At 60.5% G+C, this 15314-nt stretch carries 11 protein-coding genes, 1 pseudogene and 1 other annotated feature; of the genes and pseudogenes, 4 read left to right on the forward strand and 8 right to left on the reverse strand.

The annotated features are described in order from the left end of the window. Positions 1-41 precede the first annotated feature (41 nt). The 8 genes and pseudogenes from CFBP4996_RS04115 to CFBP4996_RS04150 all read right to left on the reverse strand — a co-directional run bounded on the left by CFBP4996_RS04115 (position 42) and on the right by CFBP4996_RS04150 (position 7493). Positions 42-674, reverse strand: coding sequence for a DapH/DapD/GlmU-related protein (locus tag CFBP4996_RS04115; RefSeq protein ID WP_080852289.1), 633 nt, complete (start codon positions 672-674; stop codon positions 42-44). A gap of 155 nt (positions 675-829) precedes the next feature. Beyond that, positions 830-1177 carry a hypothetical protein gene (locus tag CFBP4996_RS04120; protein WP_059752498.1) on the reverse strand — a complete coding sequence of 116 codons (348 nt, stop codon included), beginning with the start codon at positions 1175-1177 and terminating at the stop codon, positions 830-832. A 174-nt stretch (positions 1178-1351) separates the two neighbouring features. Beyond that, positions 1352-1699, reverse strand: coding sequence for a YunG family protein (locus tag CFBP4996_RS04125; RefSeq protein ID WP_065654053.1), 348 nt, complete (start codon positions 1697-1699; stop codon positions 1352-1354). 240 nt (positions 1700-1939) lie between these two features. Next, on the reverse strand, positions 1940-3298 hold the full coding sequence (locus CFBP4996_RS04130) for an esterase-like activity of phytase family protein (protein WP_080852287.1): 1359 nt from the start codon (positions 3296-3298) through the stop codon (positions 1940-1942). A 153-nt stretch (positions 3299-3451) separates the two neighbouring features. Then, positions 3452-4480, reverse strand: coding sequence for an adenylate/guanylate cyclase domain-containing protein (locus CFBP4996_RS04135; RefSeq protein WP_080852285.1), 1029 nt, complete (start codon positions 4478-4480; stop codon positions 3452-3454). Between the two features lie 207 nt (positions 4481-4687). Then, positions 4688-4948, reverse strand: a pseudogene (locus CFBP4996_RS04140) (hypothetical protein); the annotation flags it as partial. A gap of 30 nt (positions 4949-4978) precedes the next feature. Then, positions 4979-6139, reverse strand: coding sequence for a ribonuclease D (rnd, locus tag CFBP4996_RS04145; protein ID WP_003520785.1), 1161 nt, complete (start codon positions 6137-6139; stop codon positions 4979-4981). 82 nt (positions 6140-6221) lie between these two features. Then, on the reverse strand, positions 6222-7493 hold the full coding sequence (locus CFBP4996_RS04150; RefSeq protein ID WP_080852283.1) for an MFS transporter: 1272 nt from the start codon (positions 7491-7493) through the stop codon (positions 6222-6224). A 191-nt stretch (positions 7494-7684) separates the two neighbouring features. On the opposite strand from CFBP4996_RS04150, the gene aspS reads away from it, so the two are divergent. From aspS to CFBP4996_RS04170, 4 genes are all read left to right on the forward strand, one after another. Beyond that, the gene (gene aspS, locus CFBP4996_RS04155; RefSeq protein ID WP_080852282.1) at positions 7685-9472 is read left to right on the forward strand and encodes an aspartate--tRNA ligase; all 1788 of its coding nucleotides are present in this window, start codon (positions 7685-7687) and stop codon (positions 9470-9472) included. A 256-nt stretch (positions 9473-9728) separates the two neighbouring features. Continuing rightward, the gene (gene creD / locus CFBP4996_RS04160; RefSeq protein WP_080852280.1) at positions 9729-11174 is read left to right on the forward strand and encodes a cell envelope integrity protein CreD; all 1446 of its coding nucleotides are present in this window, start codon (positions 9729-9731) and stop codon (positions 11172-11174) included. Between the two features lie 312 nt (positions 11175-11486). Further along, entirely contained in the window at positions 11487-13592 is a 2106-nt protein-coding gene (locus CFBP4996_RS04165; protein WP_080852278.1) for a methyl-accepting chemotaxis protein, read from the forward strand. Between the two features lie 77 nt (positions 13593-13669). Further along, positions 13670-13725, forward strand: a sequence feature (sul1 is cis-regulatory element that is thought to sense ions involved in sulfur or methionine metabolism; They are found in Alphaproteobacteria). Positions 13726-13799: 74 nt separating this feature from the next. Beyond that, positions 13800-15281 carry a SulP family inorganic anion transporter gene (locus tag CFBP4996_RS04170; protein ID WP_080853187.1) on the forward strand — a complete coding sequence of 494 codons (1482 nt, stop codon included), beginning with the start codon at positions 13800-13802 and terminating at the stop codon, positions 15279-15281. Positions 15282-15314: the final 33 nt, after the last annotated feature.

The following is a 15314-nucleotide window of genomic DNA, read 5'->3' on the forward strand; positions in this document are numbered from 1 at the left end:
GCGATGTTTCCGTTTTGTGACAGGAACGGTTCTTGCGTCCGCTAGGACCAGCGCTCGCAAAAGGCTTCTATGTCGCTCGACTGAAAGTCGGAAAGCCGTGCCATGATCGTTTCGAATGGCCAGTCCCACCATGCGATTGATACGAGCTTTTCCGCGATGGATCGCGAAAATCGTTCGCGAATGATCTTTGCGGGAACGCCGCCGACGATGGTGTAGGGCGGCACATCTTTGGTGACGACCGCGCCGGCGGCGAGCACTGCCCCGTCTCCAACGGTGACTCCCGGCAAGACGATAACCCCGTGACCGATCCAGACATCGTGACCGATGACGGCGCGGTCCTCCCTGCGCCGGTCGAAAAAGGCGTCATCGCGCACGGCATCCGCAGAATAATATTCAGGGCAATAGCTGAAACGGTGCATGGATGGCCGGTCCATCGGATGGTTCGGAGCGCCTATCCTGACCTCTGCGGCGATGGCGCAGAACTTTCCGATCGTTGCATCGCCCACCATGCAACGGGGGCCAAGATAAGAGTAATTGCCGAGTTCGGCATTGTGCAGGGAGGTGTCAGCGAGAATTTCGCAGCATTCGCCGATATTGGAATCTCTTATGCTCGCCGTCGCATGGATGACGGTCTCTGCGATTTTCGGGCGCTTGATCTGTACGGTCGAATCCATTCCAGCCTCCGGATTTGCGCCTGCTTAGCCGGCGATGATGAAGGTGCTGTGACGTGGAATGGTCATAGGGGGCCGGCTGGGCCGGGCCTCCTTTCTAAAACGCAGGTCGCGCGCGATGCCGCGTGACGCGAAATCCTGTCTTCACGCGGAGTGTGTCACTTGCCGGGGACATCCGCCGCGGCAGGCGTTTTCTTCCAGTAGTGGTCGGATATGTTTTGAGCGTTCCGAATGATGTGGCCGGCGATTTCGGGGTCTCCGCCCTCGAAGGTTTTCGGGTCGGCTCCGCATAACATCAGGAAGAGCTGCTGATGGGCGACAGCGGCAAAATAGTCGTGGGGCGGCGGTTGCATGTCTGAATCGACGGCCCGGAATGCCTCAGTGACCTCTTTGCTGGCACGTTCGAGCGCTGCGTGAATGGTGGCCATCATCGCTGCTTCCGTGCGTTCCAATATGGCCTGTACCTGCCGTTCCGCCGGTGTCAGGACCGGGCAACTCTCACTCATCGAATATCTCTCCTGTCGGTGCAACCATTCCACCGCGCGATATTATCGCAAGGATTGTGTCCGCTTTGCGGGAAAGATTGACATCGTGGTCCTGAAACGCAACACCCTGGCTGGCCACCGTGCCGCGATGCGCGGATCGAAACGGCAATGGGCTGGCACTGCTTTGCAAACGGCTCAGCCGTGCCCGAGCGCCTTGCGGATGCAGGCGCTGAGATAGGCATATTGCAACGGCGTTATCGTCGCCATGGCCTCCGTGCGGCTGGCAAGCCTGTCCTGATAGCCGACCGGAATATCGAACTGGCTGAAGGTGAAATCCCAGCGGGTGCCTTCGACGATATTGTAAAAATGGTCGGCGCCGCTGACAGCGGTTTTGGCAAGCTCTCCACCGAAAATATCCTGCACCACCAGCGCGGTGACGCTGCCTTGCCCCTTGGCAGGGTTTTCGCGCGACCAGAGGCCGCTCGTCTCCCCCGACCAGCTTTTCTTCAGGGCGTAATAAAGTCTTTCTGCATGGTCCTGCATGAAACGTCTTCTTTTCCGCAAGCATGTTTCGGTTAAAGCATTTCCAGCGAAAGTGCGCTCGGTTTTGTGTCCGGAAATGCGTAAAAACAAAGAGTTATAGCAATGGAGGTGAACCGGTGCTCACCGGAGTTGCTCTAGCTCTGGAAAATCGGAACGGAGCGCCATGCAGACATTTGTGTCTGCCGGGCGCTCCGTCCGGATCATTCGCGGCCGTCAAAGCAAGTGACAGCAGCCTTGGTCTTATTTCGCCTCAAGCAGGTCCTTGACGTCCAGCAGAACGAATTCGTTGTCGTCAGCCTTGTCCAGTGCACGGCCGGCCGAGAAGGGCAGGTTGTTGTCGTTGCCGACGATTATATGGGTGGCATCGACGCGGTCGACATTCTCGATGGTGACGAAAGGCATGTCGTAATAGCCGTTGCCGCCGCCCTGGCGCTTCTTGTTATCCGGGTCGGAAATCTTCATCAGGTCGATATAGCCGATCTTGCGGGCGGCCTTGCCGACATTGGCGTCATTGAATTCGATCTTGTAGATGCGCTTCAGCTTGGCAGGGCGGGCGAAGCAATCCGCAGCCGGAGCCTTGGGGTCGGCGCAGGCCTTGTCGGCCGTGCCGGCGCCGTTGTCGCGTTCGATGACGAGGGCGGTGGTGTCGTCCAGCATGTTGAAGTCACCGATTGCCTCGCCGCCTTCCGCCAGCGGATAAAGCCAGCTGCGGCCGGTCCACGCCTTCTTTGCGGTGTCGAGTTCGATGATGCGCAGCGCGGTCGCGCCGTCTTCGGTTTTTTCCACCTGGCCGTCGGCCATGTAGAGCGGGCCTTCCAGCAGGCCGTAGAGCTTCGAGCCGTCCTTGGAGAGCGCCATGCCCTCATAACCGCCGGAACGTTTCAGGTTGAAAGCGGGCATTTTCTGCGTGGGATTGCCGGGCAGGGCAAGAGCCGGATGGTCGGGAGATTTCACCTCGATGTCACCAGCCTTGGTCGAGATCACGTCGGTCAGCTTGCCGTCGCGGGTGAATTTCAGAATGTAGGGGCCGAATTCCTCGCCGACCCAGAAACCGTCTGCGACCGGCTGAATGGATTCGACGTCGAAATCCGCGCCCGTCAGGTAACGCTTGCTTGAGCCTTCCAGAACGATGGGGAAGGGCGCCTTCATGTCAGGATCGGAGAGGAACACGGTTTCAAGCGCGTTGACCTTGCCGGCGTCCCAGTCGAACTTCAGATGGTGAAGCATCAGCATGGCGTCGCTGGAATTGAGCTTGGAACCGAAACCGTTGTCGGAAAGGCTCCAGAAGCTGCCGTCCGGCATCGCCCTGATGCCGGAAAAGCCCTGCATCGGCTGGCCGTTGAACGGCATGGAAAGGCCGGTCAGGCGCACACCGTCCTTGCCGGGCACGGTGCCGAGGCCCTCGGCGCGCTTGCGGTCGGCCGTGGTGAATTTGGCGGAGGTTTTGAGGTGCTCCGGCGCATCGGCAGGTGCGGCGATCATGGTATTGGCAGGCAGAATGGCATGCGAGACCAGCTTTGTCGGAAATTCCTTTTCCGCCGCATGCGCCGCGGCGGCGAGCACGAGAACCGCGAAAGGTGCAAAAAGAATATGCTTCATGATGGAGACCCCTCTCAATACCTGTTGAAGACAGGATTGACGCGATAGGGGCGTCGCATGACAGGCAGGTGATTGCCGTTTGAAGCTTTGATGAATTTTGATGACGGCCATCATCCGCAGATGGGCCGCACGGCTTTTTTCCGTCGATGGCCCTTATGCGGCGGGCGCCTGATATTGGCTGAGCGTGCAGACGCCGAGCGTCTGGCCACGGCCCTTCACCGCATGTTCGCCCAGATATTCGCTGCGCACGCCCTTCGGAAGCACTAGCTGATGGGCAAGATCAGCGGAAATCAGCACCGGGTGGCCGAGCATCTTGCTCAACGATTCGAGCCGCGAGGTCGTGTTCACCGTATCGCCGAAATAGGTGATCTTGTGATGGTCGACGCCGATTTCCGCGGTGATGACCGGCCCGCCATGAATGGCGAAGCGCAGGCGCGGCACCTCGCCGAAGCGGGAGAGCCACATGTCGCGGGTGCTTTCAATGGTCGCCTGAATATCGAAGACGCAGCGCACGCAGGCCGCCCGCCTTATCGCCATGTGATAGGGCCAGGTGATGATGGCGGCGTCGCCGATATAGTCGTCGATGACGCCGCCGTGTTTTCTGACCGGTGCGGCATAACTTGCAAAGATTTCGCCGAGAAATTCCTGGGCCTTCAGGTCGCCATGGGTTTCGGCGAAGGAGGTGGAGCCGACGAGATCGATAAAGATGAAGACGCGGTCTTCGCTGACCGGCCGGCGATAACGCCCCAGGATGAGGTCGATGAAGATATCGCGGCCGAGAAGCTCGCGCACCCGCATGATGAAGACGATGATGCCGCAGACAATGAGGGTGAAGATCAGCGTCTGCACCTCGGCATGGACGGCGCGTTTCCAGGTGCCGGGAAATATCCCGCTCAACCACAGGATCGTGCCGCCAAGCCCGAAGCCGCAAAAGACGAGGATGGCATAGATGACGAGGCCGACGGCGATATAGGCCGGCGTCGGCAGGGCGCTCACCTGCCGCGACAGGCCGGGCATGATGTAACCGCGCTCGAAGGCGAGGATGGGTGCGCAGGCAAACAGCGCATAGGTCGCGCCGATCAATGCACCGCCGCCATATTCCAGAAAGGCGTAGGCCACGCCGCTGCCGGCCACGGCAACGAAGAGCACCACGTAATCCAGAATGGGCAGCAATTTTCTCATGTCGGTTCTTGGGTCTCGGGAAGGGAAGGCTTTAGTCTCGGGAAAGAAGGGCAGGCCGCTCCCTTCGGGCGAAGCTTCTGTTCAGGTCATATGCGACATTAATGTGGAAAAAGCGCCGCAAAAAGTGAGCAATCGGTAAGGTTGCATGAAGGATTGGTAAGGCTGTTGCGCTGTTGCCGCAAAATCGGCGTTGCCGCCCTTATACGCCTAATAGGATGTTCTGTAATAGACGGTTTCAAGCGGGGATTGCGGCCGGTCGTCCGCCGAGCGGTTCGACCATTTGGCAGGGAAGGCGGAAAAACGCAGCCGGTTGCCGTCGATCCAGGCCCGGTCGAACAGGGTTTCTCCCTTGCGGGCGAAGGTGATGGCGGCGCAGGTGCGGCCGTCAACGTCGAAGGGAATATTCTCCCTCCAGCCGCTCAAGCCGCAGCCCCTGCCTTTCGGGTCGCGATTATAGCGGTCGACGACGTCGCCGTTGGGGTGGAGAGCGGCGGGCCGTTACGGCTCGCTTGCCGCAACCTCCACCGCCTCGACCTTCTTGCCGGCGAAACGCAGGGCCACTTCGCCATTGATGAGCTTCAGGGCCACATCGCCGAAGAGTTCCCGCCGCCAGCCGGTCAGCGCCGCCACGGTTGCCTTTTCGCCCTCGGCGGCGATCTTGTCCAGATCGTCGCTATTGGCGATGACCTTGGCGGCGACGCCATGCTTGTCCGCCGTCAGCTTCAGCAGAACTTTCAAAAGTTCCACGGCAGCGCCGGAGCCTTCCGGTGCGTGGCTGTGACGCGGCGCCTTCGGCATTTCCTCTTTCGGCAGCGCCAGCGCCGCATTCACCGTTTCGACGATGGCGGTGCCGGAGGCGGAGCGCTCCCAGCCCTTGGGAATGGTGCGAAGCCGCGACAACGCCTCGGCGTCCTTCGGCTGCTGCTGGGCGATTTCGAAGATCGCATCGTCCTTCAGGACGCGCGAGCGCGGCACGTTGCGGGAGCGCGCCTCACGCTCGCGCCAGGCGGCGATGAATTTGAGGATGGCGAGTTCCGTCGGCTTGCGCAGGCGCGACTTCAACCGCAACCAGGCATCGTCGGGATGCATGTCATAGGTGTCGCGAGACTCGAGAATATCCATTTCTTCGGTCAGCCACAGCGAGCGGCCTTCGCGCTCGAGCTGGGCTTTCAGCGAGAGATAGACATCGCGCAGATGGGTCACGTCGGCCAGCGCGTAATCCAGCTGCTTTTCGGTCAGCGGACGGCGGCTCCAGTCGGTGAAACGCGAGGATTTATCGATCTGCACGTTTTTGATCTTCTGCACCAGCTGGTCGTAGGAGATCGAATCGCCGAAACCGCAGACCATGGCGGCGACCTGCGTGTCGAAGATCGGGTGCGGAATAAGCCCGCCGAGATGATAGATGATCTCGATATCCTGTCGCGCGGCGTGGAAAACCTTCACGACATCGGGATTGGCCATCAGTTCGAAAAGCGGGGTCAGGTCGAGACCCTTCGCCAGCGGATCGACCAGCACTTCGAGCGTCGGGCTTGCCATCTGCACGAGGCAGAGTTCCGGCCAGAAGGTCGTTTCCCGCAGAAATTCGGTGTCGATGGTGATGAATTCCGATTTCGCCAGTTCCGTGCAGGCTTCGGCGAGGGCGGCAGTCGTTTCAATCATTGTTATTGGCCAATCGTGAGAATTATCCGTCTTACTTTCCCTTTGCCGGGCGCATGTCAATACAAAGCCCGCTTTTGAAGGCTCAAGGATCGTTTTTCTCGGGCGGATGGGGCTCCGCTTCATCCTTTTTGGGTGGCGGAGTCGCGGCGAGCTTCTGGAAATAGGCTGAGGTGCGCAAAAGCGAGCTGAACCGCCAGTTCCGCTCCTCCACGGGCACACCTTCGCGCACCTGCAGCCGATAGATGGTATAGGCGATGAAAACGATCTGGATCGCGGCCGTATAGCTGAAAAGCGCCTTCGGGCCGAACTGGTCGATCAGCACGGAGGCGAGCAGCGGCCCGACGGTTGCGCCCACCGACCAGAAGAACAGCAGTCCGGCCGACATCATCGCGTGTTCGCCCTCCCTGGCATGGTCGTTGCCATGGGCGGAACTCAGCGAATAGAGCGGCAGGGCGAAGGCGCCGAAGATGAAGACGCCGATGATGTTGCTCCACTCATCGGTTCCGGCGAAGAAGGCGAGGAACAGGCCGACGACGACCGAGCCCGCCGTGGTGGCGAGAATGATGATGCGCCGGTCATAACGGTCGGAATAGACGCCGAGAGGATATTGCAGCACCACGCCGCCGATGATGCCGGCGCTCATGAAGGTAGCAATGGCGGTGACGGAAAGGCCGATCTGTTCGGCATAGATCGGGCCGATATTGCGAAACGCCGCCATGCTGAGGCCGACGGCCACGCAGCCGACCACGGCAAGCGGCGAGATGCGCCACACCGCGAAGAGATTGAAGGGTATCTGTTTCGGCGGCGCGGGGTTGGATTTGTCGGCAAGCGAGATCGGCACCAGCGACAGCGTCAGCGCCATGGCGATCAGCGAAAACACCACCGGTCCGTCGATGCCGGCGACGGGAATGATATATTGCGCAAGCGTGACGGAGCCCAGATCGACGAAACGATATATGGAGAGCGTGCGCGCCCGATTGGAATTGGTGACCTGGGCGTTGATCCAGCTTTCGATGGCCGCGAAAAGACAGGCAACGGCAATGCCGGTGACGAAGCGCATCAGCATCCAGAACAGGGGATGGATGAGGAGCGGCATGGCGATCGCTGCGGCGGATGCGACGGCCGCCATGGTGGCGAAGGTGCGGATATGGCCGATCTTGCGCAGAAGCCGCGTCACCGAAATGCAGCCAAGCGCGAAACCGAAGCTGTAGGCGGCGCTGATGAGGCCGATGGTGCTGGCGGAAAATCCTTCGGAGAGACCGCGCAGCGCTATATAGGTTCCCTGCAGGCCGTTGCCGCCGATCAGGATACCGGCGGTGACGAGAAGCGGGATAAGAGGTCTGATCTGGCTCATTGCGGGCCGACTCGGTTTGGCGGGCTGGATTAGTCCTATCTAAAGCGAAGGCAGGGGAAAGGACAGGCTGAAGGCGACATTGTTGTGCTTTGCCTTGACAAATCAGGCTGGCCATGCGCTTTTCCGGCAAATTTCGACAGTGCCGCCCATCTGGCCTCCATCAGGCCCACGACACGTTCCAGGATAAAAAAATGCATCGTTACCGCAGCCACACCTGTGCCGCTCTCCGCAAGTCCGACGTCGGCGAAACCGTTCGCCTTTCCGGTTGGGTTCATCGCGTGCGAGATCATGGCGGCGTTCTCTTCATCGACCTTCGCGACCATTACGGCATCACCCAGGTGGTGGCCGATCCGGACAGCCCGGCCTTCAAGGTTGCCGAGACGGTCCGCGGCGAATGGGTCATCCGCATCGACGGCCTCGTCAAGGCACGCTCGGAAGACACCGTCAACAAGGGCATGGCGACCGGCGAGATCGAGCTTTATGCGCAGGAAATCGAGGTTCTCGGCGTTGCCAAGGAACTGCCGCTGCCGGTCTTCGGCGAGCCTGAGTACCCGGAAGACGTTCGCCTGAAATACCGCTTCCTCGATCTTCGCCGCGAAACGCTGCACAAGAACATCGTCAAGCGCACGCAGATCATCTCCGCCATGCGCACCGGCATGGCCGATGCCGGCTTTGCCGAATATACGACGCCGATCCTCACCGCTTCCTCGCCGGAAGGCGCGCGCGACTTCCTCGTGCCCTCGCGCATCCATGAAGGCAAGTTCTTCGCCCTGCCGCAGGCGCCGCAGCAGTACAAGCAGCTTCTGATGGTGGCCGGTTTCGACCGTTATTTCCAGATCGCGCCGTGCTTCCGCGATGAAGACCCGCGCGCCGACCGCCTGCCGGGCGAGTTCTACCAGCTCGACGTCGAAATGAGCTTCGTGACCCAGGAAGATGTCTGGACCACGATGGAGCCGATGATGACGGCCGTGTTCGAGAAATTCGCCGAAGGCAAGCCGGTTACCAAAGAGTGGCCGCGCATTCCCTATGACGAGGCGATCCGCAAATATGGTTCCGACAAGCCGGACCTGCGCAACCCGGTCGTCATGGAAGCCGTGACCGAACATTTCGACGGTTCGGGCTTCAAGGTCTTCGCCAACATGATCGCTTCCAACCCCAAGGTTCAGGTCTGGGCCATCCCGGCCAAGACCGGCGGTTCGCGCGCTTTCTGTGACCGCATGAACGCATGGGCGCAGTCGCAGGGCCAGCCGGGCCTCGGCTACATCTTCTGGAAGGAAGAGGACGGCAAGGTCGGCGGTTCCGGTCCGCTCGCCAAGAACATCGGCGAAGAACGCACCGAGGCGCTGCGCCAGCAGCTCGGCCTTGAGGCGGGCGACGCCTGCTTCTTCGTCGCCGGCGATCCCGCCAAGTTCTACAAGTTCGCCGGTGAGGCGCGCACCCGCGCTGCCGACGAGCTGAACCTGATCGACCGCGACCGTTTCGAAATGTGCTGGATCGTCGATTTCCCCTTCTTCGAATATAACGAGGAAGAAAAGAAGATCGACTTCGCCCACAACCCCTTCTCCATGCCGCAGGGCGGTCTGGAAGCGCTGGAGGGGCAGGATCCGCTCTCCATCAAGGCGTTCCAGTATGACGCGGTCTGCAACGGCTTCGAAATCGCCTCCGGCTCGATCCGTAACCAGTCGCCCGAGCTGATGGTCAAGGCCTTCGAAAAGGTGGGCCTGTCGCAGAGCGATGTGGAAGAGCGTTTCGGCGGTCTCTACCGTGCCTTCCAGTATGGCGCGCCTCCGCATGGCGGCTGCGCATTCGGCATCGACCGCGTGGTCATGCTGCTGGTCGGCGCCAAGAACCTGCGCGAAATCACGCTGTTCCCGATGAACCAGCAGGCGCAGGACCTCCTGATGAACGCGCCGTCGCCGGCAACGCCGACCCAGCTTCGTGAGTTGGCGCTGCGCGTCGTTCCGTCCAAGAAGGACTGATCTGGAGCCATTCAGATTTCGAACAAAGGGCTGGCGGCAACGCCGGCCCTTTGCGTTTTTTACAACGAACGCGGCAAAGCCACAATTTTACCGCGAGTCGAACCGAATTCCGCACATAATCAGCCGAAATCCGATCCCAGTATAGGTCCCGCGTTCACTTGGGGGACGCAAGACTATCAGGGGTTTTAAACTTGGGACAGCGCCGGCCGAACTTCGCTTTCGGTTCCGGTGCGATCATATTTAGAAGGATTTCAGAATGGTACATGAAACGGGAAAAGATACCGCCCCGGCGGGCGGGCAGGTTCCTCCAGCCCATCCGCGCGGCAATTTCGCTGTCAGTCTGCGCTCGCCGGGCGCCAAGTTCCTGATGATCGGCTTCATATCGATGGTTCTGCTCGTGCCGCTCCTGCTGGTCTGGGGGCTGACGGAAGAGCGTGCCTCGCGAGCGGAAGAGGTTTCCGGACGCATCGCGAATGGCTGGGGCGGCGATCAGGTCGTGAACGGTCCTTATCTTGCCGTGCCCTTCGATGTGGAGCGCCGCCGCGAGGTGGACGGTCGCAGCATCGTCGACCGCATCACCGAGTGGGTGTTGGTCATGCCGGAAACGCTTGATGTCACGGCTGACCTGAAGACGGAGGAGAAGCAACTGTCGATCTACAGTCTGCCGGTCTATAACGGCAACCTCTTGCTGAAAGGCCGCTTCGGTTCCGGTATCCTGCAGGACCTTGCGCGCTTCTCCGGCACGCCGCGACTGGACAATGCCATTCTCGTTCTCAGCATTCAGGATATTACCGGCATCCGCTCCAGCGCCGGCGTCAAAATCGATGGCGGCCCGGTTCTGCCCTTTGATCCCGGCATGCGGGATATTTCGGTCATGACCAACCGCGCCGGTCCGGAGGTATCGATCCGGTCCGACGCCGGTGTGCACAGGCCGATTGAGAAAAACCTCATCGAAACGGGCTTCGCTTTCGACATCGCCTTTTCCCTGAATGGCTCCGGCAGTTTCGCCGTTGCGCCGGCGGGCCAGACGACGAGTTTTGCAGCGAACGCCGATTGGCCGCATCCGGGCTTCGAAGGCCTGTTCCTGCCCGAGCAAAAGACTGTCACCGCCACGGATTTCAAGGCCAGCTGGACAATTCCCTATCTTGCAAGGGGCATAGACCGGGTGGTGGAGGGTACGCGCCTGCCGCTGTCGGGCAGCCTGATGACGATCAATCTCGTCGAACCCGTCAAGTTCTACCAGATCATTGCGCGGACGCTGAAATATTCGATCGGTTTTATCTCGCTGGTTTTCCTCGCCGTCTTCATCGTCGAACTCAAGGGCGGCAATGTCGTGCACTGGATACAATACGTGCTGACGGGGCTGGCTCTGGTCATATTCTATGTTCTGCTGCTTGCACTCTCCGAGCATACGGGCTTTATGGTCGCCTATGCCACGGCATCGATGTCGACGGCGGCGCTGATCGCCTCCTATCTCGGAAGCGCAACCAATAGTCGCAGGAGTGGCGTAGCGCTGTTTACGGTTTTGGCGGTCGCCTATGGCGTCATGTATCTGGTTCTGAATGAAGATGAATATGCGCTGCTGGCCGGTGCGGTGATTTCCTTCATTGCCATTGCAGCAACCATGTACGCCACCAGGCAGGTCGACTGGTCGGGCACCGCATCCGCACGCGCGGGCAATACCTCGGACAATATGGCATAGTTTCCGTCCGCTCCGAAGGGATCCGTCCGGACGGCCACAACACCGGATTTTCCTTATCCGGCTTGGCATCCGGCGTGAAGAGCGGGGAGCATGGGGCGAGGCGGGAAAGCATTGCTTTCCCGCCTCTTATCCATTCTTTTCTATTGCAGACATCTTGCTCGCGCAGGCCTGTTGCTTGCTAGTGTCGTAAGACTATTCCATTTGACCTGTGGGTTGTCATAAAAACTTAATTAAACTGACAAATCCGGTAGAGGACTTCTTAAGTCTTGTCGATCATTCATCGCCCTCATGAAATTTCACAACGAGGGTTGAATGTTTTCGCTGTTCTCGACGTTCAAAATAGCGCATCGCGTGTCCATGCTGGCGCTGGCTGCGCTGTGCGGTATCGCCGTCATCGCGGGCATGCTGCTCTGGCAAAGACAGATGGAGGCGCGTTATCGCGTCGCTGAAGATGCATTGATCCAGAGGGACGGCGTGTTGACCACACTGGTGGATGCCCTGCATGAAAGCCGCCTGAACCAGAAGGATTTCCTGCTGTCGAGAGATATGAATTCCGTCGCGCAGTTCGACCAGACGATGGGGAAGGTCGAGCAGTCCGTCGCTTCCCTTGGCGGCGGTGCCGCACCGCAGACGCGTGCGAAACTCGAGGCGCTCGCGCAGGGTGTCGTTGCCTATGGCGATCGCATGAAGGCGCTGGTCGCCAAGAACGCGGAGCTGGGCCTCACGCCTGCCGAGGGCCTTGAGGGCGCCATGCGCAATGGCGTGCATTCCATCGAAAAACTGATCGACGTCGTCGCCAATGCCGAAATCCGCGCCAGCATGCTGATGATGCGCCGGCACGAAAAGGATTTCATCCTGCGGCGGGATGAGGCCTATGTCGCAAAACACGCAGCCGAGGTAGAGACCTTCAAGGCGCTGGTGAAGCTGGAATATCGGCCCGGCGCGGAGCGTCAGCGCATCATGGATGCACTGGAAATATATACCGCCTCCTTCCGCTTTTATGCTCAGGCCGTGCTGGAGGAGGAGAAGGCGCGCGAAACCGTCGCCTCCGCCTATAATGCGCTGCTGCCCGCGGTCGCGGAGATTTCCACCATTTACCGGCAGGAGCGGGAAGCAAGCGCTCTCGAGAACAGCGCCGCGGCGGATAGAACGGTTTCGATTGTCGTCGGCCTTATCGCGCTCACCGTCGCGAGCCTTTTTGCCGGGGTCTATCTCATCGGTCGTTCGATAACCCGCCCGGCGACCGCGATTACCGGAGCGATGCGCCGTCTGGCCGAGGGCGAAACGGAATTTGCCGTTCCCGGTCTGCACCGCCGGGATGAATTCGGCGCCATGGCCCATGCACTGGAAATCTTCCGGCAGGCGGCCATCGCAAAAATCGAACTGGAGATGCAGGCGCTCGCAGCCCGGCAGCAGGCCGAAGCCGAAAAGGCGCGGTTCCAGCGCGAGGCGGAAACCGAAGCGCAGGCAAGGCTGATGCAGGCGACGACCGGCCTTGCGGCCGCACTTCGCCGCCTTGCCGACGGCGATCTCTCCTTCGAACTGAACGAGCCTTTCGCCCCGGATTTCGAAGCCCTGCGTCACGATCTCAACCGGACGATCCGCCAGCTCGATGCCGCCATGTCCGGCGTCGTGCAGTCTAGCGTGGCCATCGATGGCGGCAGTCAGGAAATCAGCCAGAGTGCCGCCGATCTCGCCCGCCGCACCGAGCAGCAGGCCGCCTCGCTGGAGGAAACCGCCGCCGCGCTGGATGAATTGACGGCGAATATCCGCATTTCGGCGGAACGTGCGGTGGAAGCCCGCGCGGTCGCCCATTCGACCGACGAGGACGCCAGCCGCACGGCCGACCTCGTTGTCGATACGATCATGGCGATGGAGAAGATCGAGCAATCGTCAGGCCGTATCGGCAATATCATCAGTGTCATCGACGAGATTGCCTTCCAGACCAACCTTCTTGCGCTCAATGCCGGCGTTGAGGCGGCGCGCGCAGGCGAGGCGGGGCGCGGTTTTGCCGTCGTCGCGCAGGAGGTCAGGGAACTGGCGCAGCGCTCCGCGAAGGCCGCCGCCGAAATCAAGGTGCTTATCCATGCCTCCGGTACAGAGGTGAAGGACGGCGCGCGCTTCGTGCGGGAAACCGGCGCGGCCCTGTCGCGCATTGGCGGCTCGGTGAAGACGATTAACGACCATATCGAAGCCATCGCCGCAGCGACAAAAGAGCAGTCGCTGGGGCTCTCCGAGATCAACACCGCAGTCAATCATCTCGATCAGGGCACGCAGCAGAACGCCGCCATGGTCGAGGAAAACAATGCCGCCAGCGCCATGCTGGCGGGCGAGACGGCGCGTCTCAAGCAACTGGTCCATCAGTTCCGTCTGGGCGATGCAGAAATGCGGGAGTATGGCGGGCGCGAAGCGGCCTGAGGATACCATCGGAGACATCGAAAGCGGGCGCGCAACTTGCGGCCCGCTTTTTTGCTGTTTATAGGTGAGTTACTCACCACGGACCCGGTGAAATTCCGGGTGGCTCTTCTGGCCGCCGATCCGCCAGACAACGCAAAGCACCGACATTTCATTTCAATCTACCGGACATGGCTCCCGCCGGTGCGTCATTCTTTGCGAAAAAATCAGATGAACAGATTTCAGACTTACAGACGTGAGTGGTTTTCCAATATTCGCGGCGATCTCCTTTCCGGCATCGTCGTGGCGCTCGCCCTCATTCCCGAAGCCATCGGCTTTTCCGTCATCGCCGGGGTCGATCCGAAGGTGGGATTGTTCGCCTCCTTCGCCATCGCCTGCGTTTCCGCCTTTACCGGTGGCAGACCGGGCATGATCTCGGCGGCAACCGCCGCCACCGCCGTCCTGATGGTCACGCTTGTCAAGGAACACGGGCTGCAATATCTCTTCGCCGCCACCATTCTCATGGGCGTGCTGCAAATCCTGGCGGGCCTTGTGAAACTCGGCCGGGTGATGCGCTTCGTCTCGCGTTCGGTCATGACCGGCTTCGTCAATGCGCTGGCGATCCTGATTTTCATGGCGCAATTGCCCGAGCTGATCGGCGTGCCGGTCGAAACCTACGTCATGATCGCGGCCGGTCTTGCGATCATCTATCTCTTCCCGCTGGTCACGAAGATCGTGCCGTCGCCGCTGGTCGCCATCATCGCTCTCACCTGTGTCGCCGTCTTCTCCGGCATGGATATCCGCACGGTCGGCGATCTCGGTGAGTTGCCCTCGACGCTGCCGATATTCGCCCTGCCGCAGGTGCCGCTGACCTTCGAGACGCTGCAGATCATCTTTCCCTATTCCGTGGCGCTCGCCGCCGTCGGTCTTTTGGAATCGTTGCTGACGGCCCAGATCGTCGATGATATGACGGATACCGACAGCAACAAGAGCCGGGAATGCATCGGGCAGGGGACGAGCAACATCGCCTCCGCCCTCATCGGCGGCATGGGCGGCTGCGCCATGATCGGCCAGTCCGTCATCAATGTCAGTTCGGGCGGTCGGGGCCGCTTGTCCACTTTCGTCGCGGGCGTGTTCCTGTTGTTCCTCATACTGGTGCTGGATGATCTTGTGCGCATCATTCCCATGGCCGCGCTGGTGGCGGTGATGATCATGGTGTCCATCGGCACATTCTCGTGGCGCTCCATCCTCGATCTGCGCCGCAACCCGCCATCTTCCAGCATCGTCATGCTGGTGACGGTCGGTACGGTGCTTGCGACCCATGATCTTGCAAAGGGCGTGTTGGCCGGCGTGCTTCTTTCCGGCGTGTTTTTCGCGGGCAAGGTGTCGAAACTCTTCCATGTCCGGCCGGAGCTTTCGACCGATGGCCGGGAGCGGATTTATCGCGTCGATGGCCAGATTTTCTTTGCCTCGACGGAAAGCTTCATCGCCGCCTTCGATTTCGCCGAGGAGGTTGAGGCGGTGACAATCGATGTCACCCAGGCGCATCTGTGGGATATTTCCGCGGTCGGCGCTCTGGACAAGGTGGTGCTGAAATTCCGCAAGGCCGGCAAGCGGGTCGAGGTGATCGGCGCCAACGAGGCGAGCGCCCACATGATCGACCGCTTCGCCCTGCACGATAAACAGGATGGCGCTGCCGCGCCGCTGCACTGAGCGCAAAAGAAAAGCCCCGGCATGACCGGGGCT

The sequence above is a fragment of the Agrobacterium leguminum genome (assembly GCF_005144435.2).
GTDB lineage: Bacteria > Pseudomonadota > Alphaproteobacteria > Rhizobiales > Rhizobiaceae > Agrobacterium > Agrobacterium leguminum.

Bases quoted from the DNA above. Each gene is read 5' to 3' on its own strand.
- CFBP4996_RS04115 (WP_080852289.1), bottom strand. From the start codon at position 674: ATGGATTCGACCGTACAGATCAAGCGCCCGAAAATCGCAGAGACCGTC.
- CFBP4996_RS04120 (WP_059752498.1), bottom strand. From the start codon at position 1,177: ATGAGTGAGAGTTGCCCGGTCCTGACACCGGCGGAACGGCAGGTACAG.
- CFBP4996_RS04125 (WP_065654053.1), bottom strand. From the start codon at position 1,699: ATGCAGGACCATGCAGAAAGACTTTATTACGCCCTGAAGAAAAGCTGG.
- CFBP4996_RS04130 (WP_080852287.1), bottom strand. From the start codon at position 3,298: ATGAAGCATATTCTTTTTGCACCTTTCGCGGTTCTCGTGCTCGCCGCC.
- CFBP4996_RS04135 (WP_080852285.1), bottom strand. From the start codon at position 4,480: ATGAGAAAATTGCTGCCCATTCTGGATTACGTGGTGCTCTTCGTTGCC.
- rnd (WP_003520785.1), bottom strand. From the start codon at position 6,139: ATGATTGAAACGACTGCCGCCCTCGCCGAAGCCTGCACGGAACTGGCG.
- CFBP4996_RS04150 (WP_080852283.1), bottom strand. From the start codon at position 7,493: ATGAGCCAGATCAGACCTCTTATCCCGCTTCTCGTCACCGCCGGTATC.
- aspS (WP_080852282.1), top strand. From the start codon at position 7,685: ATGCATCGTTACCGCAGCCACACCTGTGCCGCTCTCCGCAAGTCCGAC.
- creD (WP_080852280.1), top strand. From the start codon at position 9,729: ATGGTACATGAAACGGGAAAAGATACCGCCCCGGCGGGCGGGCAGGTT.
- CFBP4996_RS04165 (WP_080852278.1), top strand. From the start codon at position 11,487: ATGTTTTCGCTGTTCTCGACGTTCAAAATAGCGCATCGCGTGTCCATG.
- CFBP4996_RS04170 (WP_080853187.1), top strand. From the start codon at position 13,800: ATGAACAGATTTCAGACTTACAGACGTGAGTGGTTTTCCAATATTCGC.